Origin of the sequence: Paenibacillus sp. SAFN-117 (genome assembly GCF_051966115.1) — a bacterium.
Taxonomy (GTDB): domain Bacteria; phylum Bacillota; class Bacilli; order Paenibacillales; family NBRC-103111; genus Paenibacillus_L; species Paenibacillus_L residui.
Genome location: NZ_JBQCLK010000011.1, coordinates 92,429 through 112,258, shown reverse-complemented (window position 1 = coordinate 112,258; position 19,830 = coordinate 92,429). Strand labels below are relative to the sequence as shown.

Genomic DNA, 19,830 nt, shown 5'->3' with positions numbered 1-19,830 from the left:
GGGGCTCGTGAATGTCGACTGACAACCCGAAATGGGCACAAGGAATCATACATTTGTTTTTTATCATCATTACCTTGTGCATGGTGGTGCCGCTCCTGCTTGTTGTCTCTATTTCATTCTCGGATGAAGAAGCTTTGATTCGCGGCGGCTATAAGCTGTTTCCCGAGCAGTTCAGCTTGACGGCCTATCAAACCGTCTTTAAATACCCGGCGCAGCTTCTTATGTCTTACGGCGTGACGATTTTCGTCACGGTCGTAGGTACGGCCGCGGGCTTGCTGCTGACCGCGATGATCGGTTATACGATTTCCCGCCGGGATTACCGTTACCGCCGGATTACGACGTTCTATGTGTTCTTCACCATGCTGTTTAGCGGCGGGCTGGTCCCGTTCTATATTATGATGACGAAGTACCTGCAGTTGAAAGACACGATATGGGTGCTGATCATCCCATACTTGCTTAATCCGTTCTATGTCATGATCATGAAGGGATTCATGGACAAGATGCCGCTCGAAGTGATCGAATCGGCCAAAATCGACGGGGCCAACGAATGGAAAATATTTTTCCGCATTATTCTGCCGTTGGCTACACCGGCGCTGGCTACCGTGGGGCTCTTTATCGGCTTCACCTACTGGAACGACTGGTGGCTGGGTCTGCTGTTCATCGACGACGAGAAGCTGGTGCCTCTGCAGCTGCTGCTGTATCGGACGATGAATTCGATCGAGTTCTTTGCAACGAATGCCCAATACATCAGCGGCAATATCGATTTGTCCCAATTCCCCAGCCTGTCCACGCGGATGGCCTTGGCGCTTCTTGGAGCCGGTCCTATGCTCTTCGTCTTCCCTTTCTGTCAGAAATACTTTGTCAAAGGGATGACGGTCGGATCGTTGAAGGAGTAGTGTTTCGAGGATGCTTTAAGTAACCGTAGGGGAAGCAGGAGCGGAGTCCGCGACAAGCCAAGGAGGTGATGATCGGAGACCGGATTCCGCTCGCAAGCTTCACTTTCCCAAACGGTATAAAAATATATAATTATTCAAGGAGGTCATAAGTATGTCTAACAGAAATAAATGGACTTCGGGATTGACTTTGCTGCTCTCCTCGGCTCTTGTGTTGAGTGCATGCGGAGGCGGAAAGCAGGAAGGAGGGGCTTCTTCCGGATCGGGCTCCGATTCGTCGGACCAGGAATTGAAACCGGTTGAATTGAGCTGGTACTATCCCCAATGGAGCACCCAGCCGGATCTTAAATCGGTAGAGGACGCCGTGAATAAAATTACTCAGGAAAAAATTAATGCCACCATCCGCATGAAGCCGATTGATGGCGGCAGCTATGGACAAAAGCTGAACACGATGGTCGCATCGAACGAGAAGTTCGATATTGCCTGGACATCGTTCTGGATGTTCGACTATGCGCAGAATGCCCGGAAGGGAGCTTTTACCGAGCTTGACGACAGCATGCTGGACAAATATGCTCCGAATTTAAGGAAGGCGCTTCCGGATGTCGTCTGGCAGGCACTGAAGGTGGATGGCAAAACCTACGGCATTCTCAACTACCAGACGATTACGAACAGAGAAGGATTCTTGATTCAGAAGAAATATGTCGACAAGTACGGCATCGATCCCGAAGCTATTAAAGAAGTGAAGGATATGGAGCCGTTCTTCGAGAAAATCAAGGCAGACGAGCCGGGAACGATTCCTTTCTCCATGACGCGCGGCGGCAAATTTGAAGTAATGAAAACATCCTTCAACAATCTGGAGTTTATCTCCAACCAAGCGCTCATTGGCATTTATCGCGACGACGCCGATCTGCGTGTCGTGGACATCGCGACGACACCGGAGTACAAAGAATATCTCGAATTGATGCACAGCTGGTATAAGAAAGGGCTGATCAATCAGGACGCCCCGATGCTCAAGAGCGACAAAGAAAACCTGAAGGTAGGCAAAGTGGCTTCCTTCTTCCATAACGTGCTGAAACCGGGTCGGGAGCAGGAGGAGAAGACGTCATTCGGCGGCAACGATGTAGTGGCGATTCCAATTACGGAGCCGTTCGTCGGAACGAATACGATCATCCAATCCATGCAGGCCATCAGCAAAACATCGGCCAATCCGGAAAGGGCGCTGATGTTCCTGGATCTGCTTAATTCCGATCCGGAGCTGCTGAATCTCGTCGCCTTCGGAATCGAGGGCAAGCACTATACGAAAGTGAACGAGAATACAGTTAAACCGATTCCTGACGGCGGGTACGATCCTAACCAAACCTGGGTGTTCGGGAACGGATTTATCGCCTACCTGAGGGAAGGACAAGAACAGGCGATTCGCGACCAGACGCTGAAGGAGAACGAGGCTGCCCAGCCGTCCCCGATACTCGGATTTACCTTCGATCCTCAGTCGGTGTTGACGGAGATCGCCAACATCCAGGCAGTAGCCGATCAGTTCGGACCTCCTCTGAATACGGGTGCGGTAGATCCGAATGAGAAGCTGGAGGAATTCATCAGCAAGCGTAAAACCGCCGGCATCGACAAGGTCATTGAGGAAGTTCAGAAGCAGCTCGACGAGTGGAAAAAGCAGAACAAACAATAAGGCGATAAGCAAAGCATAGCCTCAAGCAAGCAAGGGTAGTACCACACCGCAGTCGGCGGACAACCGCCGCTGCGGTTTTTTCATCGCAACGGGGTGAAAAAGAGGAAGACTCCCCAGTTCCCTAAATGAAAGTCATCCTGACCACACCATGGACAATAGTCGCGCTGTCTGGCGTATAATGACTACCCGGCAGTGACGGGATTATGGTAAACTTCATGCAGGTCCCCCTTCCAAATCGTGGGAAGCGGGGCTTTTTTACCGTATTATAAAAATTTGCGGCTCCCATCAATTCAATGCAATGGAGTGGAAGCAACATGAGAGGCATGAAGCCATTGTCGGTTAAGCAGAAATTAACCCTTTATTTTATAGTGTTCTTCTGCTTGCCGTTTCTACTGATTGGATTTATATGGAATTTCGAATCGACCAGGACGATCGAACAAAGTGCAATTTATTTTAACGAGCAGTTGGTCCAGCGGTTGAACAATCAATTGGACGATTATTTTAGAGAAATCAAAGAGGATACGCAGAATCTCCCGGGCCATCCGTTGATTCAACAGTTTATAAAGCTGGACCCAAACAATTCCTATGAAATGTATCAGATCAAAAAACGGATTAGTGATGAATTATACCCGGATATTAATTATAAGCGCAAAGATATCGTTTCTTTTCACATGTATTCTGTCAAAGGAGGCGTTTTTGGGGAGTCCGCTCGCTACAATCTGGATAAAAAAATTGTTGACCATTTGCAGGAAAGCAGTTTTATTATAAACGGCATTGTAAGCACGAACTGGAGTGTAGTGCCGGCTTTTGTTACGGTTTCCCGCCTCATATATGACAATGTCACGTATCAGCCTGCCGGTGTTATAGTGTTCGTATTAAAGATGGATCCGCTATTATCCATTGCAGATGTAGAAACATTCGGCAAGGAAGGCTATATTACTATAGTTGATGCCGAGAGCAAAATGGGGGGAAACCATTTCAGAAGAACGATTGGCTAAATTAACGTCTCCGCGAGGGCAATTTGTCGAGCATTCGAGCAATGGGAAGAAGAACATTGTTTATAACGTCTCCCGCTTTACTAAGCTGACCATAATATCCGAAGTATCACTAAAACATTTGATTGGAAATTTGGCGGATTTAAGGACGATTACTCTGTTGATCGCCGCCGTTATTTTAGTCTTGGCCTTTATTAACTTCAATAAGATGCTTCTCGAAGTTAAACGGCTTGTAGAAGTCATTCATATCTCCCGGTTGAAGGAAAAGGAGAGCGAGCTTAAGCATAGAGATGCGACTCTGCAGGCTCTTCAATCACAAATCAATCCTCATTTCTTATACAATACATTGGAAGTCATTAACTCCCTTGCCGTTATTGCCAGAAATCGCTCCATCAGCAGTATGACGGTGCGGCTCGCCAATCTGTTAAGATACAGAGTCGGAAACCCCCGGCAAATTATTCATCTGCGGGAAGAGATCGATCACGTAAGCAATTATATTAAAATACAGCAGGAACGTTATGAAAAGCTCGAATTCAGTCTGGAGATAGACGAGGAAATGCTGGATAGAGTGGCGTTGTTCCGCCTAACGATTCAACCGATTGTGGAAAATTCATTCTTGCATGGATATGAAAATCATGGACTTCCTTCTACGGGGATATATATAACCGGAAAAGCCCATGAGGACTATTATTCCCTGATCGTTGCGGATAAAGGTCGCGGAATGAGCCCTGAATGGATGGCAAAATACAACGAAGCTTTCGAATCGGTTTCGGAGCAGCAAATGCTGGATGGCCGGGTCAAGTTATTCTCGAATATTGGACTCTGGAATGTTCATAGCCGGTTGCGGCTAAGTTTCGGTGCTCCCTTCGGGTTGACGATCGTTCGTTCCGACGAGACGGGGACTGAAATAGAAATCAAGCTTCCATATTATTCTCATGCGAATCTTCAACAAAGAGGCGATAATCATGCTTAAAATTATGATCGCCGACGATGAGCGGCTGGTCAAAAAAAGTTTGCGGGTATTGATTGAAACGGAAAGCGAAGGCTTTGAAGTGGTGGCCGAGGCGGATAACGGGCTGGAAGCGCTCCGACTGGCAGAGCAATTCTCCCCGGATCTAATCATTACAGATATTCGTATGCCGAGTATGGATGGGCTCGAATTGATCCAACAGGTGGGAGCGCGCCGAATGAATGCCGAATTCATCATCATTTCGGGTTATAGCGATTTCGCGTATGCACAATCTGCCCTGCGCTACGGCGTCACGGACTATATTCTTAAACCGGTCGATTCCGATTATTTTCTTACGGTTCTGCAGAACGTTCGAAACAAGCTGCAGGACAAGCTTCCTACCCATACGGATGCGCTCCGGCTGGAAATAGAAGACCATCACTATCAGTCCATGATTAAGGAAGCCTTGGCATTCTTGGAGCAGCATTATGCGGAGCCGGAATTTTCCGTGAAGGATGCTGCCGCTTATTTTGGGATCTCTTCCAATTACTTCAGCACGTTATTCAAGAAGCTTACCGGAATATCCTTCACACAGTGCTTGACCCAGCTTCGCATTGAACAGGCCAAGAAGCATCTGCAAAAACCATTCATTAAAGTGTACGAAATCGGTCAGCTTGTAGGCTATGAGGATTACACCCATTTCTCCAAAACGTTCAAGAAATTAACGGGATGTTCCCCCTCTGAATACAGGAAAAGGTGGAAGGAGCATTAGGCTAAGAGCAAAACCCATAACTTCGGTATTAATTCCATGTTCACTGGTTCGACGGGTTGCTACAATTATTTCTACAAGGGCCTTTGCGATAATAGATGACATGGGAGGGGCATACAGAAGATATGGGACGTCGATCGAAATATATGCTGGTTACCGGATTGCTATCCGCTATGACTGTAGTGGCGGCTTGCGGCGGAGGATCCAACGGCCAGGCGGAAGGCAATACACAAGCAGGCAAAGAAGTGCCGGAGGGCACAAGCGAGAAAAGAGAAATCAGCATTCTGCTGTCTCATAACAATTATCAATTCGCGTCCAGAGCGCCGGAAAGTGAGAAAGAGCTTTATTATAAAGAGCTCGAAAGATTATCGGGATACAAACTATCGTTTGAATTTTTAGGCCATGCGGACGACTACAGACAACAGCTGGCTCTCCGCTTCGCTTCAGGCGAATTGGCTGATCTCGTACGCACAGCGAGTATCGATTGGGATGTGCATGCGGGCGCCGTGGACCAGGGGGTCTTCCTGGAACTAGGTCCGTTAATTGACCAGTACGCTCCAAATTTAAAGAAAAGCATCCCGGAAGTAGCGTGGAACAGTCCCAAAGTTTCGAAAAACGGAAAAATATACGGGATTCCTTTATCCATCGGAGTGCCGGCCGACCGCATCATCATGTACCGCCAAGACTGGCTGGACAAACTGAATATGGAAGTGCCGGAGACGCTGGAAGATTTCTTGAAATTTGCCGAGGCTGTCAAACAGAACGATATGAACGGAGACGGAGACCCCAACAACGAATATGCGGTTTCCCTTACGGATAACTTGGCCTGGAACGATGTTTTCAGCGGATCGTTCGGAGTACGACCAGGCGCATGGCATATGCGGGACGGTCGTCTGGAGCCGGATATCATTCAGCCGGAAATGAAAGAAGCGATCGCTTTTTATAAACAAATGTATGATGCCGGTTACATTCATAAAGATTTTATAACGAAAAAGCAAGCGGATCGCACAGGCGATGCCTACAAAGGGTTATATGGAACATGGGGAGCCGCAGTCTATCAGTACCCTGGAAACAGCAAGAAGGAGAACTACATTGATCAACCGGATGCCAAATTGACGATGGCCGCGCCGCCTAAAGGTCCGCGTGGAGAAAATTATCTGCAATTGGAAAACGATCAGATTTTTTTCGTGTTCGTCATTCCCTCTACTACGAAAAATCCGGAAGAAGTCATCAAGTTTCTGGAGTGGACCTACACGGACCCGGAAGCCGACAAGTTTTTTACCTACGGAATAAAAGATCATAACTATACAGAAGTAGACGGAAAAATTGTATTGGACCCGGAGGCGGAGGCTAATCAGGGAGGAACACTTGGTTTTGTCCGGGTTTCGCTCAATATGCGTGAACTCGGGGAAAACAGCGAGTCCGTTATTGCGATGCAGCCGGATAGCGATGTTTTAATGGCAGGGTACAAGCTATCGGAAGAAACAACTATTACGAATGATGCCTTGTACTTATCGAAACTGGACGCTTTTGACGGACGCCCAGAGCTGTCTGTAGGATTCTCGCCGGGCAATTTGTTCTATGATACGTTCGTCAAGATCGTTATGGGAAGAGAACCGCTTGATTCCGGATTTGATAATTTTGTAAAGGAATGGAAGAGCCGGGGCGGGGAAGCAGCGATTCAAGAAGCGACAGAATGGTATAACGAATTTCATAAAAAGTAATAGCAGTTTAAGGGAGGTCCTGGCCGAAGCAGAAAGTCGAGGCGGGGCTTCTTTTTATTTCCGTCATGAGAAAGGAGATTGGCAGATTGATTCGTAAACCTAAATCGTTGGATCCTTATGTATTATTCTTAATCGCACTCCCGGGCTTGCTGCATTTTATCGTTTTTAAGTATATTCCCATAGCCGGAAATGTAATCGCTTTTCAGGATTATAACTTATTCCAAGGTTTTATCCATAGCAAGTGGGTCGGGTTAAAGCATTTCATCTTTATGTTCGATTACCCTGAATTTGCCATGGTGTTTAGAAACTCGCTGAAGCTGGGCCTATACTCGATTCTGTTCGGGTTCCCGGCGCCGCTCATTCTAGCTCTGCTGCTGAATGAGATCAGAGTCAGTTGGTTTAAACGGACGACCCAAACGCTGCTCTACCTTCCGCATTTCTTGTCGTGGGTTATAGTAGGAGGAATTTTTACGGAAATTCTCGCCAACGGCGGAACTATAAATTCGTTGTTAAGCCGTTTTGGTTATGAACCTATTTCGTTCCTGACCGAACCGAAATATTTTCTCGGCATTCTGATCTCGTCCGGTATTTGGAAAGAAGTCGGTTGGTCGACGATTATTTATTTAGCCGCGCTTACCGGCATTAATCCAAATCTATACGAAGCCGCGATGGTGGATGGAGCGGGACGGTGGCGCCAAATGTGGAGCATTACGCTGCCCTTGTTAGTGCCCGCCATAATCGTTCTGCTGATGCTTCGCATTGGGAATTTGTTAGATGCAAACGTGGAGCAGGTGCTGTTTTTCCTCAATCCGTTAGTCAGAGAAGTAGGAGAAGTGTTTGATACTTACGTGTATCGGGCCGGATTGGCGGGCGGACAGTACAGTTATACGACGGCGATAGGTATTTTCAAAGCGGTCATTGGCATCATCCTCGTCGTTACTCTCAACCAGTTCAGCAAGAAGACGACTGGCGAAAGCATATATTAGGAGCGGAGGGATAGAACGTGAACCTGCATAAATCGGAAAAATCTTTTCAATTCACAAACGGAGTGTTTATGATCCTGCTCTGCTTAAGTATGATCGCTCCCATGATTCATTTGCTCGCCATTTCGTTAAGCAATCCTATCTATGCGGAGGCCAAGCTGGTTTATTTATGGCCTAAAGGATTTAATTTAGAGGTCTATAAAAAGCTTTTTCAAATGAATGACATGTGGCGGGCGATGGGGGTAAGTGTCCTTATAACGGTAATGGGGACCTTACTCTGCCTGTTGCTTACTTCTACTCTTGCATTTACATTGACCCGGCCGCAGATGCCGGGACGCAAATGGATTTTACGGCTCATCCTGTTAACGTTCATCTTTCCGGTGCCTCTGATTCCGAGCTTTCTAGTTGTCAAGTCGCTGGGAATGATGGACACGTTATGGGCATTAATCGTGCCTGGGGCTCTGGGCGCTTACTTCATCTTTATTACGAAAACGTTCTTCCAGGGAATATCATCGGAATTGATCGATGCAGCCAAGATTGATGGAAGCGGTGAATTGGGTATTCTTACACGCATCATCCTTCCCTTATCCACGCCTGTTCTCGCCACCATTGCGTTGTTTCATGCGGTAGGCCAGTGGAATGCGTATTTCGGCGCTTTGATCTACATTCGATCGGTGCACTTGTATCCGCTGCAGTTAAAGCTGCGCAATATGGTGCAGAACAGCGTGGCTGATTCCGGCTTGGACGGCGGCGGTTATCAGTTGGACACAAGTATGATGCAAACTCCGGAAATGATGAAAGCAGGCGCTATTATTTTTTCTACCATCCCCATCCTGCTTGTCTATCCATTTTTGCAAAAGTATTTTGTGAAGGGAGCTTTCCTGGGATCATTGAAAGAGTAGCGGCATAGAGCAGCCGGGGCAGAATAGGTGCCCGTTGTGGCGCTATGACGTTCTACGATGGTCGACTGTAATGCAAGTGAAGCCCACCGCGCAAGGTTTCCGCACCTCGCGAGACTCCCGGCGGCCGGTGATTGGCGTCGGATGACGTTGGCGGTCAACCACATGCCTAGCGGTGGCGGAAAGGTAGCGTGGCTCATGGGCGGGGAAAGCTTTTGGCGGAAAGAGGGCTTTTGACTCAAAGACGAGCAAAAGTACATTTGAATCCGGCCTATATTCAAAAAAACCGCGAAAGACGCTCAAAAGTGCATGTCTTTTTGACAAAATGGAGCGATTTCTCCCGAAATCGCTCCGAAGACCTGCACAATTGCTTTAGAATAAGGCATGACGGCGCTTTTTCGTAAAAAGACCTGCACAATTGCTTTAGAATAAGGCGTGACGGCGTTTTTCCGAAAAAGACCTGCACAATTGCTTTAGAATAGGGCATCGCGCCGTTCGGGGCTTCATTCGACCGCCTAACAGTAGGCGACGCTTGGTGCGATATTTAGGCATGCGATGGTCATATTTTCCAAGTTGTCATGTTCGGCCGCAGCTCGCTGAGTCCATTCATATATTTGCGGAGCGCCTTGGGAAGGTAGACGCTGCCGTCCGCTCTTTGATGATTTTCCAAAAGCGGGATGAGAATGCGCGGCGAGGCAACCGCCGTATTGTTTAGGGTATGGCAGTAGCGCGCCTTCCCATCATCGTCGCGATACCGGATATTCGAGCGCCGCGCTTGGAAGTCCAGCAGGCTCGAGGACGAGTGTGTCTCCCCATAGCTGCCGCGGCTAGGCATCCACGATTCAATGTCGTACTGCTTATAATTTTTCTGGCTCATATCCCCGGTGCAAACAGCCACGACCCGGTACGGAATTTCCAGCAGATCCAATAAATCCCCCGCATTCTTCGTCAATTCCTCTAACAGCTGTTCCGAAAGCTCCGGATCGTTGCGGCATAGGATGACCTGCTCCACCTTGGCGAACTGATGAACGCGGTACAGCCCTCTGACATCTCTGCCTGCAGAGCCCGCCTCCTTACGGAAGCAGACCGAGACTCCGGCAAGCCGAATCGGCTCCGTCACATCGATAATCTCATCGCTGTAGTACGAAATGAGAGGAACCTCCGAGGTGCCGACCAGCCATTTGCCCTCCGATGGGATTTCGTAGGTCTGATCCTGACCGAGTGGAAAAAATCCCGTATTCCGCATCGTCTCCTCCCGGACGATAAGCGGTACGTCCATAACCGTGAAGCCGCGCTCCATCAGCAAATCAACGGCAAGCTGCTGAACGGCCCGATGCAGCAGAAGCCCCGCGCCTTTGAGAAAATAATTGCGGGTTCCCGCCACTTTAACCCCTCTGGGCAAGTCGAATAAATCCAGTTCTTCTCCAAGCGCGACATGGTCCTTCATTTCAAAGTCAAAAGCAGGAGGGCTTCCCACTCTTCTAAGCTCCACATTGTCCGCATCGGACAGGCCGTGCGGCGTATCGGGCGATACCGGATTCGGGACGAGCATCAGCAGCGATTGATACCGCCGGTCGAGCTCCGACCAGACGGCTTCCAGCTGCTTTAACTCGAGATTGATCTGTCTGACTTCCTCTTTCAACCGCTCTGCCTTCACTTGATCGCCTGCTTTCATGCAGACGGCGATTAGTTGGGAGCGTTCATTTCTTTCCTTCCGGTTATTTTCAAGTTCCAGCAGCTTTTGCAGCCTCTGGCGGTCTACGTCCAACAACTCGTCCAGGGAAAGCTTAATCCCTTTCTGGTCTGCGACTTGCTGAAGCTGGGCGGCATTGTCCCTAATGTAACGAATGTCCAACATCATTCATCTCTCCTTTCGAAAAAAAACAAAAAGCGCCCTCATCTTTTTGGGACGAGGAGCGCTGCTCGCGGTGCCACCCAACTTGACCGGCGTCCAGGGACGGCCGATCCGCTTGGTTCCGCGGTAACGGCGCGGGAGCCGGTTTACTTAGAGAGGACAAGAAGCGGCTTCTTGCAGCTAGCGGGTTGGCTTCTAGCGGCTAGGTGACAGCGGGTGAAGCCCGAATCTTCAAGCGAGTGGCTCGGCCTTAACGGCTTTGCCTTCGAGTGAAGCACTGCCCGACGCTCATAGATCTTGTCGCTCCGGTCATAAACGCCTCCGAGTTGGATGCTCTTCATTGGCATGATTCCGATCTTGAATTTTTTCTATTATATAGCATAACCAGTTTCCTTGACAATATAGCTAAGTAAAACGTCAGAAGACAGCCATAAATCATAGACCGATCGAAATATATTTCGTCTCCAAGTATTCTTCGATTCCTTCCCGGCCCCCTTCGCGGCCGAGCCCGCTTTCCTTGAACCCGCCGAATGGGGCTTGCGCGGTGGAAGGAGCTCCGTCATTGATGCCGACAATCCCGTATTCCAGTTGCTCGGCGGTCCGGATGGCACGGGTAATATTGGAAGTGAACAAATAGGCGGCCAGTCCGAACCGGGAGTCGTTAGCCTGGGCAATGGCCTCCTCGTCCGCTGTGAACCGGATTAAAGGGGCGACCGGACCAAACGTCTCCTCCTGCATAATCTTCATGTCCGGAGTCACCTCGCCGAGCAGGGTGGGCTCATAGAAGAAGCCGCGGGTCTGATCCGGTTGAACGGGCCGTCCGCCGGAAACGAGCCGGGCTCCTTTGGCAACGGCCTCCTCGACCTGCTCCTTCACTTTGTGCATAGCGTGCTCGTCAATTAAAGGGCCGATGCTTGTTCCCGGCTCCCGCCCGGAGCCAACCTTCAAAGCGGCGATCCGCTCCGCAAGCTCCCGCTCGAAAGCGTCATAGATGCCGTCCTGTACGTAAATCCGGTTAGCGCAGACGCAGGTTTGTCCGGCATTGCGGAACTTGGACGCGATCGTCTGCTCTGCGGCGAGCCGAAGGTCGGCATCGTCGTAGACGATCACCGGCGCATGGCCCCCCAGCTCGAGCGACACCGCCTTGACCGTATCGGCCGCACCTCGCATGATTTGCTTGCCGATTTCGGTCGAGCCGGTGAAGGTCACCTTGCGCACGCGGCTGTCCTGCATGAAAGCATCGCTGATCTCGCGGGCGTCGCCTGTGACCACGTTGAACACGCCGGCCGGCAAGCCCGCTTCCTCGGCGAGCTCGGCCAGCAGCAGCGCGGTCAGCGGCGTCTGGCTCGCCGGCTTGACGATGCAGGTGCAGCCGGAAGCGAGCGCGGGGGCCGCTTTGCGCGTGATCATCGCGGCGGGGAAGTTCCACGGAGTGATGGCGGCAACGACCCCGATCGGCTGGCGAAGAACGAGGATTCTCTTCGCCGAGCTTCTGGCCGGGATAGTTTCGCCATAGATCCGCTTCCCCTCCTCCGCGTACCAGCGCACGAAATCGGCCGCGTACTCCGCTTCCCCCCGCGCTTCCGCCAGCGGCTTGCCCTGCTCCATCGTCATCGTCTCGGCGATCCGCTCCCGGTTGTCCATCATGAGCTGATGCCAATGGAGGAGAAGCTCCGAGCGTTCGTAAGCGGAGCGGTCTCTCCAGGCGGGGAACGCTTGGCTGGCAGCATCGACCGCGGTAGATGCGTCTGCGCGGCCGCCCCTGGGCACGGAGGCGACAATTTCCATCGTCGCCGGATCGGTTACTTCGATTGTGTCGCCTGTCATGGACGGAACCCACTGGCCTCCGATGTAATTTAGCTTATGTTCCATAGCGCAATTCCTCCAGGTTTAGGTTTCTTACCGCAATAGAATAAATGAGCTTATGCTCCCTGAACAGTATCTGATTGACGAGCAAGGAGTTTTCCCCCATCCAGCGTTTCAGCAGCGCTTTAACCGGGTAATCATCAGAGATTATGGACACCGCGCGAAGGGTGAGGTGCCTCGCGGCATGGCGCGCCGCATCGTTATCGTTCGAGCAGGTGGCGGTGAATAAAACTTCTCACTCGCTGGCTGTTATGGCGGTTGACGTTATGCCCTCCGAACGGATACACTCCGATCTCCTTATCGGTAGAGGCAATCCGGTTATAGGCGGCGAAGATCGTCTCCGGAGGGCAGATGGTGTCCTTCAGTCCGACGCTCATGAAGACAGGCATCGTCAGCCGCTCCGCGAAATGGACGATATCGAAATAGCTTAACGTTGCAAGGATAGAATCCAGCTTCTCCGGGAACAGATCGGCGAAAGCCGCCAACTCGGTAAGCGAACCGGTAGAATACATGATGCCGTAATCCATGTGGCACATATTGGGGACGCTCGCCGCGCATACGGCCGCCTTGCCGCTCAAGGCCGCCGTGATTAGTGCAAGTCCTCCGCCTTGGCTGGCTCCGGCAACGGCAATTCTCGAGCGGTCGATTTCCGGCTGCTCGGCGACCCAATCGACCGCTCGGATGCTGTCCACGGTGATGGCCTTATAGTAGCTCCGATCCCGGTCTGCGACCCCTTGGCTCACCCAACCGCTGGTCATTCCCGTGTCGCTGGGAAGAGTGTTGCCGGTCTCTCCACCTTGCCCCCGGACATCGACTGCGAAGACGGCCAGCCCCATCATTAACCATATGGCGTACTCCTCCGGCATGCCCTTGCTTCCGTGATACCCGTGGAATAAGACGACACAGGGAACCGGCTTGGTATCCCGAAACGGGGGAAGCAGGTACCAGCCGTGAATAGGGGTATCATCGAATCCGTTATATTTGACTTTATATACTTCACAATGAGGCATGAAGGGAGAATCCATTCTGGTCTTCTGTTCGTTAAACGGCTTGCTGCGAACTTGCTCCAGCGTATTCTCCCAATAATCATTAAGATCGGAAGGGGCATAAGGCTCCGATAAATATTGGTGGAGATCATTAAGTCTTCTGTTCAGGGCATTCATACAAAATCTATCACCTTTCTTATCATTTATCATTAGTGCTATTTACCATTCATCCTAATAATTTCTTTACACCTTAAAGAATTCCTTCCCGCAGCAGTAAAAGGGCGAAATTAGCCGAAGGAGCGAGCGTGGACAGAGGCTTGCAACCTGAGTTACACTTTACATAATACCGAAACCGGACTCTATTAACGTACAGGAGTGCGGCGCTTCGGGGTCCAACAGGATCTTGAATGGAAGTCTGATCACGCGATAAAGGAGTTTTCACCTTATGAGCATTCTGATCGTAGACGATAATCCGATCAACCTGATTGTGATTGAGAAAATATTAAAGAACGAGGGCTATCCGGATTGTATTAAAGCCCATTCCGCTCAGGAATTGTTCGATTATTTGCGGATCGATTCCGACGAGCCGATGGAATCGGAGGTCGATCTGATTCTGCTTGATTTGATGATGCCGGAAATCGATGGTCTGGAAGCATGCCGGCGGATCAAGCAGGTGGACCGGCTTAAAGACATCCCAATCATTATCGTGACCGCTCTCGGTGATTCGAATAAGCTGGCTAAGGCCCTGGATCTGGGGGCCAGCGACTATGTCATGAAGCCCATTAACAAGGTGGAGCTGATGGCACGCATTCGGGTAGCTCTGCGGCTGAAATATGAGATGGATTGGCACATTGAGAGAGACCGCAAGATCCGTTATGAGCTGGATTTGGCGAAGCAGGTTCAGCAGAGCGTTCTCAGTCAGCCCATTAACGACGAGAAGATCGATATTCGGGCCAATTATTACCCTTCCTCGGAACTGGCGGGGGACATGTATTCCTGGTTCAAAATCGATGAACACCGCTACGGCATCATTTTGTTGGATACGATGGGCCACGGTATTTCCTCTTCTCTGGTCTGTATGTACATTTCATCCGTTCTGCAGGATACGATCACCGAGCTGACGGATCCGGAGAAGGTCATTCATGAGCTTAATCGCTATATGAGCCAGCTTCATAATAAGGAACATTTTATCCATTACTATTTCACTGCGATTTATATGGTGATCGATACGAAGAACAAGCAGATCGAATATGTCAATGCGGGGCACCCGCCTGCCGTAGTGTTCCGCGATTCCGGACAGGTGACGATGATGGACCGGGGCTGTTGTGCCGTCGGTTTTTTCGAGAAGATCGACATCCGGAAATCCGTCATCCGGTATGAGGAGCAGGCGCGTATTTTTATGTTTACCGACGGATTGGCGGAGGTTCTCGACACGGAAGGGACAGACGGGCTGCAGGAGTTGACCGGGAAGCTCAAGCGGCTCCGGAATCACGAGGTGGAAGATTATGTACCTCTGCTGGTGCCGGAAGAGCTTCGCGCGGATCACGAGGATGATATGTGCCTGGTGATCGTGACAACGAAGTAGCCGTAGGAGATCCGACAGAAGGGGGTAGGGCCATGAAGATAAGGACGAAATTATTCCTCGGGGTAGGGGCTATTATTATATTAATGTTCTCTTTGGCCGGGATCGGCATTAACCGGCTTTCATCGATCAATCAGAACATGAATGAAATATATCAAAACCGTTACAGCAAGGTGAAAGTGACCTCCAGCACCCGTAACGAAGTGTCCAAGATCAACAATTTGCTGGTGAACCTGATTCTGAACGAACCCCGGGACCGGGAGGGCCTGATCCGGCAAATTGATGAATCCTCGAACAGAGCGCTGGTTTATTTGCAAGAGCTGGAAGAGCGCTCCGAACTGGCGGAGGAGAAGCAGCTGCTGGAGGAGGCGGCCGGGAGCTTCGATGCTTATTCAGGCTACAAGAAGGAGGCGATCAACCTCGTCACTTCCGGCAAACGGGGAGATGCGGCGCAATTGCGCGAAGCGGAAGGCAACCTTATGCTGGATACCCTTCAACAGAAGCTGGATGCCTTGGCCAAGTATCATGAACAGAGGATGGATGAACATTTTCTGGCTTCCCGGGCCAGCAATCGTTCCACACTCACCTTCACCTTGATTCTAAGCATAACCGGCTTATTACTGGGCCTTGTCATCATGTACTGGATCATCTCCAGTATAACGGGCGGCCTGAATATGTTGTCGCGGATGATAGCCGGCTTTGCCAATGGGACCGTCGATGCGAAGGAGCTTAAGCGCATCACTCCGAAAGGCGAAATCGGGGAAGTGGCCGATGCCTTTACCACGATGGCGTTAGATTTGCAGGAGAAGACGAAGCGGGAGAGGGAGATGAACCGGGCGAATGAAGAGCAGGCTTGGTTAAAAACGAACCTGGCCCAGATGACTACGCATCTAAGGGGGCTCGGCGAGCTGGAGGAGGTGGCCCAGAAATTTATCGGCGAGGTGACCCCCATGCTCGGAGCCAGCTACGGGGTCGTCTATTTGCTGGAGGGGGAGGAATCCGACAGACGATTGCGAAGGGGCGGCGCTTATGCCTATAAGGAAGGGCTTCATCCGAGCGGAAGCATCCGGATAGGGGAAGGGCTGGTCGGACAATGCGCTCTGGATAACGAAACGATCCTTCTTAAAGATGTTCCGGCCAATTATATTAAGATCAACTCCGGACTCGGCGAGATTACTCCGGTCAGCCTCGTCTGCCATCCCATCCGTTACGAGAATGAACTGATCGCCGTTGTCGAACTGGCGTCCCTGGGGGAGTTCACTCCCATACAGCTGCATCTGCTGGAGCAGTTGGCAGACCATGTCGGAACGGTGCTTAAAGATATTATCGGACGGAAGAAAGTGGAGGAATTGCTCCGGGTGTCCCAGAGCTTGACGGAGGAGCTTCAGGCTCAGTCCGAGGAGCTGCTTTCCCAGCAGGAGGAATTAAGGGCGTCCAACGAACGGCTGGAGGAGAAAACACGGTCGCTGCAGCGCTCCGAGGAAATGCTGCAGCGGCAGCAGGAGGAGCTGGAGCAGGCCAACGACGAACTGCTTCAGAAGACCCGCCAGCTGGAGCAGCAGATCGAGCAAACCGAGCAGGTGAACAGGCAAATTCAACAGACGAAAACCGAGCTTGAGCGGCAGGCGCTGCAGCTGGCGCTCACCTCCAAATATAAATCGGAATTTCTCGCCAACATGTCCCATGAGCTGCGCACTCCGCTGAACAGCATGCTCATTCTGTCGCAGCTGCTGGCGGATAACCGGGAAGGAAATCTGCATGAGAAGCAGGTGGAATTCGCAGACACGATTCATTCCTCGGGAACCGACCTGCTGCGGATGATAGACGAAATCCTCGACTTGTCCAAAGTGGAGGCAGGACGGATGGAGGTTCAGATCGAGCCTTATCGGGTACGGGATCTGGAGGATTTCGTCCGCCGCAATTTCGCTCCAATGGCCAGGGAGAATGGACTGGGACTGCATATTGTGGTGGAAGAGGATGTTCCGGAACGGATGAACACAGATCATTACCGGTTGGAGCAAATATTGCGCAACTTGCTCTCCAATGCGTTCAAATTCACCAAGAAAGGGAGCATCAGCCTGCATGTCAAAATGGAGGAGAATCATCCTCTTGTTGAATCCGGACAGTCCGGGGAGCCGATGATCGCCTTTGCGGTGACCGATACGGGGATCGGAATTTCCGAGGAGAAGCAGGAGTTCATCTTCGATGCTTTCCGGCAAGCGGACGGTACAACGAGCCGTAAATATGGAGGAACGGGGCTCGGGCTGTCCATCAGCCGGGAGCTGGCCCGACTGCTGGGGGGAACCATTACCCTGGAGAGTGAGGAAGGACGCGGCAGCACCTTCATCCTGTATTTGCCGGTCTCGTCCTCGAGATTGCCCGCATCGGGGCATGAGGATATCGTCGACAGCATGATCAGAGAAGTGGCGATCTCGCGCGGCCATGCGGAGACTTCCGACTTGCCCGCCGAATTAATCATCCCGCAGGTAGAGCTATCGGATCCGAAATTGCTGAATTCCCCGGACGTTGAAGATGACCGCGAACGTATCGAGCCGAACGACAAGGTGCTGCTGGTCATTGAGGATGATGTTCATTTCGTGAAGATCATTATGGATATGGCCCGTCAGCGGGGATTCAAAACGATTGCAGCCCTGCGCGGAGATCAGGGGCTGGCGCTGGCCCGCATGCACAAACCGGATGCCATCATTCTCGACATTCAGCTGCCGGTGGTGGACGGTTGGACCGTTCTGAACCGGTTGAAGGAAAATCTGGAGACCCGGCACATTCCGGTGCATGTTATGTCCGTAGTCGATGAATCCTGGCAAGGCCTGACCATGGGGGCTATGGCCTATCTCAAAAAGCCGGTCAGCAAGGAAAATCTGGAGGAGGCGTTTACCCACATCCAATCCTTCCTCGACAAGAAGATCAAAAACCTGCTGATCGTAGAAGACGATAAGGAATTGCTTCGCAGCCTCGTGGAGCTTATTGGCTACGAGGATGTGGAAATCACGGCGATTTCCAGCGGGAAAGAAGCTCTGGAGAAGCTGCAAGGCTGCCGTTATGACTGTATGGTTCTGGACATCGGCTTGTCGGACATCTCCGGGTTCGAGCTGCTGGAGGAGATTCGCGGCCAAGAGCGGCTGAAGGACTTGCCGATCATTATCTATACGGGCAAGGAACTGGATAAAGCGGATGAAATCCGACTGAAGCAATATTCGGAATCGATCATTATCAAAAACGTCAAGTCGCCGGAAAGACTGCTCGATGAAACCTCCTTATTCCTGCATCGGGTAGAGGCCAACTTGCCAGAGGACAAGAGGCAGATGCTCGAGAAGCTTCACAATAACGAGAGCGCCTTCGAGGGCAAGAGCATTCTGCTGGTCGATGACGATATTCGGAACGTATTCGCTCTATCCAGCGTTCTCGAAGCGTTCCATATGAATGTGACCTTTGCGGAGAACGGCATCGAAGCGCTGCAGGTTCTGGAATCCAATGCCGAAATCGATCTGGTGCTGATGGATATCATGATGCCGGAAATGGACGGCTACGAAACGATAAGACGGATCCGCAGCCAGCCCCGGTTCGAGAAGCTGCCGATCATCGCGCTGACCGCTAAGGCGATGAGAGAGGATCGGAATAAGTGTATTGAAGCGGGAGCATCGGATTATATTACCAAGCCGATCAATACCGATCAGCTGTTATCCTTGCTAAAGGTGTGGTTGTACGGATGAGAGGGCATGAATTCATTCTGCAGAAGCATTCTCCAAGTGATTGGCCATCGGGGGCAGAACGATCGATGAGCCATCTGGATAATCGGGAACGAATTGAGATCGAGCTGCTGTTGGAAGGGATTTACAAGCTTTATGGGTACGATTTTCGTAACTACGCCTATAATTCCTTGCGCCGGAGGATTTGGCACCAGGTTCATGCCATGAAGCTGGGGTCCATCTCCGCGCTGCAAGAGAAAGTGCTGCATGACCCGGCCTCTATGAGACAGCTGGTGAAGAGCATAATGATCCATGTGACCGAGATGTACCGCGATCCCTCCTTGTTTTTAGTCTTCCGGGAGAAGGTGGTTCCTCTTCTGCATACGTACCCTTTTATCCGGATATGGCATGCGGGCTGCTCCACGGGGGAGGAAGTGTTCTCCATGGCCGTTCTTCTCCACGAGGAGGGATTGTATCACAAGTCGAGAATCTACGCGACGGACGTCAGCGAAGATATAGTCAATCAGGCCAGAACAGGGACCTTCCCGCTCAGCAAAATGCAGAGCTATACGAAAAATTATATGCTGGCCGGCGGAACCGGCGCTTTCTCGCAATATTACTCGGCTTCGGGGAGCAAGGTCACCTTTCACCCGTTCTTGAAGGAAAACATCGTGTTCGCCCGGCATAATCTGGTGACCGACCGCTCGTTTAACGAGTTTCACGTCATTTTTTGCCGTAATGTACTCATTTATTTTAATAAATCGCTGCAGGATCACGTTCACCATCTGTTCTACGAAAGTCTGGCTCCTCTGGGAGTGCTGGCTCTCGGCAATCGGGAGTCGATCAATTTCTCGAGGCATGCCGACGGCTACGAAGCGCTTGACTGCCGCGAAAGGCTCTACCGGAAGGTCAGGTAGTCATTTAGCCAAGCGGTTTTGCTG

General features: G+C 51.1%; 14 protein-coding genes. 11 read left to right on the top strand and 3 right to left on the bottom strand.

The genetic code is table 11. The features are described 5' to 3' along the window. Positions 1–11 precede the first annotated feature (11 nt). The 8 genes from ACTHRH_RS09460 to ACTHRH_RS09425 all read left to right on the top strand — a co-directional run bounded on the left by ACTHRH_RS09460 (position 12) and on the right by ACTHRH_RS09425 (position 8,896). Positions 12–896 carry a carbohydrate ABC transporter permease gene (locus tag ACTHRH_RS09460; RefSeq protein ID WP_144934742.1) on the top strand — a complete coding sequence of 295 codons (885 nt, stop codon included), beginning with the start codon at positions 12–14 and terminating at the stop codon, positions 894–896. Positions 897–1,047: 151 nt separating this feature from the next. Then, positions 1,048–2,574, top strand: coding sequence for an ABC transporter substrate-binding protein (locus ACTHRH_RS09455; protein WP_379289656.1), 1,527 nt, complete (start codon positions 1,048–1,050; stop codon positions 2,572–2,574). Between the two features lie 314 nt (positions 2,575–2,888). Beyond that, positions 2,889–3,572, top strand: coding sequence for a cache domain-containing protein (locus ACTHRH_RS09450; protein ID WP_440415249.1), 684 nt, complete (start codon positions 2,889–2,891; stop codon positions 3,570–3,572). Beyond that, positions 3,565–4,542, top strand: a complete 978-nt coding sequence (locus ACTHRH_RS09445) for a sensor histidine kinase (protein WP_440415247.1) — start codon at positions 3,565–3,567, stop codon at positions 4,540–4,542. The genes ACTHRH_RS09450 and ACTHRH_RS09445 overlap by 8 nt, the downstream gene beginning before the upstream one ends. Beyond that, entirely contained in the window at positions 4,535–5,290 is a 756-nt protein-coding gene (locus ACTHRH_RS09440; protein ID WP_186328286.1) for a response regulator transcription factor, read from the top strand. Before ACTHRH_RS09445 ends, ACTHRH_RS09440 begins: the two co-directional genes overlap by 8 nt. Positions 5,291–5,412: 122 nt before the next feature. Continuing rightward, positions 5,413–7,011 (top strand): extracellular solute-binding protein, encoded by a 1,599-nt coding sequence (locus ACTHRH_RS09435; RefSeq protein WP_186328285.1) that lies wholly within the window; start codon positions 5,413–5,415, stop codon positions 7,009–7,011. An 86-nt stretch (positions 7,012–7,097) separates the two neighbouring features. Then, on the top strand, positions 7,098–7,997 hold the full coding sequence (locus ACTHRH_RS09430; protein WP_379289659.1) for an ABC transporter permease: 900 nt from the start codon (positions 7,098–7,100) through the stop codon (positions 7,995–7,997). Positions 7,998–8,014: 17 nt separating this feature from the next. Further along, positions 8,015–8,896, top strand: coding sequence for a carbohydrate ABC transporter permease (locus ACTHRH_RS09425; RefSeq protein ID WP_440415244.1), 882 nt, complete (start codon positions 8,015–8,017; stop codon positions 8,894–8,896). 556 nt (positions 8,897–9,452) lie between these two features. Here ACTHRH_RS09425 and serS read toward each other — a convergent pair. The 3 genes from serS to ACTHRH_RS09410 all read right to left on the bottom strand — a co-directional run bounded on the left by serS (position 9,453) and on the right by ACTHRH_RS09410 (position 13,777). Beyond that, positions 9,453–10,751 carry a serine--tRNA ligase gene (gene serS, locus ACTHRH_RS09420; RefSeq protein ID WP_440415286.1) on the bottom strand — a complete coding sequence of 433 codons (1,299 nt, stop codon included), beginning with the start codon at positions 10,749–10,751 and terminating at the stop codon, positions 9,453–9,455. A 432-nt stretch (positions 10,752–11,183) separates the two neighbouring features. Further along, the gene (locus ACTHRH_RS09415) at positions 11,184–12,620 is read right to left on the bottom strand and encodes an NAD-dependent succinate-semialdehyde dehydrogenase (RefSeq protein ID WP_440415242.1); all 1,437 of its coding nucleotides are present in this window, start codon (positions 12,618–12,620) and stop codon (positions 11,184–11,186) included. A gap of 194 nt (positions 12,621–12,814) precedes the next feature. Continuing rightward, positions 12,815–13,777 carry an acetylxylan esterase gene (locus ACTHRH_RS09410; protein WP_150960492.1) on the bottom strand — a complete coding sequence of 321 codons (963 nt, stop codon included), beginning with the start codon at positions 13,775–13,777 and terminating at the stop codon, positions 12,815–12,817. A gap of 268 nt (positions 13,778–14,045) precedes the next feature. Here ACTHRH_RS09410 and ACTHRH_RS09405 point away from each other — a divergent pair, with 268 nt between their 5' ends. From ACTHRH_RS09405 to ACTHRH_RS09395, 3 genes are all read left to right on the top strand, one after another. Further along, a complete protein-coding gene (locus ACTHRH_RS09405; protein ID WP_440415239.1) occupies positions 14,046–15,185 on the top strand; it encodes a PP2C family protein-serine/threonine phosphatase in 1,140 nt (379 codons plus the stop codon). Positions 15,186–15,217: 32 nt separating this feature from the next. Beyond that, positions 15,218–18,913, top strand: coding sequence for a response regulator (locus ACTHRH_RS09400; RefSeq protein WP_440415237.1), 3,696 nt, complete (start codon positions 15,218–15,220; stop codon positions 18,911–18,913). Between the two features lie 65 nt (positions 18,914–18,978). Continuing rightward, on the top strand, positions 18,979–19,806 hold the full coding sequence (locus tag ACTHRH_RS09395; protein WP_440415284.1) for a CheR family methyltransferase: 828 nt from the start codon (positions 18,979–18,981) through the stop codon (positions 19,804–19,806). Positions 19,807–19,830 lie beyond the last annotated feature (24 nt).

Bases quoted from the DNA above. Each gene is read 5' to 3' on its own strand.
- ACTHRH_RS09460 (WP_144934742.1), top strand. From the start codon at position 12: ATGTCGACTGACAACCCGAAATGGGCACAAGGAATCATACATTTGTTT.
- ACTHRH_RS09455 (WP_379289656.1), top strand. From the start codon at position 1,048: ATGTCTAACAGAAATAAATGGACTTCGGGATTGACTTTGCTGCTCTCC.
- ACTHRH_RS09450 (WP_440415249.1), top strand. From the start codon at position 2,889: ATGAGAGGCATGAAGCCATTGTCGGTTAAGCAGAAATTAACCCTTTAT.
- ACTHRH_RS09440 (WP_186328286.1), top strand. From the start codon at position 4,535: ATGCTTAAAATTATGATCGCCGACGATGAGCGGCTGGTCAAAAAAAGT.
- ACTHRH_RS09435 (WP_186328285.1), top strand. From the start codon at position 5,413: ATGGGACGTCGATCGAAATATATGCTGGTTACCGGATTGCTATCCGCT.
- serS (WP_440415286.1), bottom strand. From the start codon at position 10,751: ATGTTGGACATTCGTTACATTAGGGACAATGCCGCCCAGCTTCAGCAA.
- ACTHRH_RS09415 (WP_440415242.1), bottom strand. From the start codon at position 12,620: ATGGAACATAAGCTAAATTACATCGGAGGCCAGTGGGTTCCGTCCATG.
- ACTHRH_RS09410 (WP_150960492.1), bottom strand. From the start codon at position 13,777: ATGAATGCCCTGAACAGAAGACTTAATGATCTCCACCAATATTTATCG.
- ACTHRH_RS09405 (WP_440415239.1), top strand. From the start codon at position 14,046: ATGAGCATTCTGATCGTAGACGATAATCCGATCAACCTGATTGTGATT.
- ACTHRH_RS09400 (WP_440415237.1), top strand. From the start codon at position 15,218: ATGAAGATAAGGACGAAATTATTCCTCGGGGTAGGGGCTATTATTATA.
- ACTHRH_RS09395 (WP_440415284.1), top strand. From the start codon at position 18,979: ATGAGCCATCTGGATAATCGGGAACGAATTGAGATCGAGCTGCTGTTG.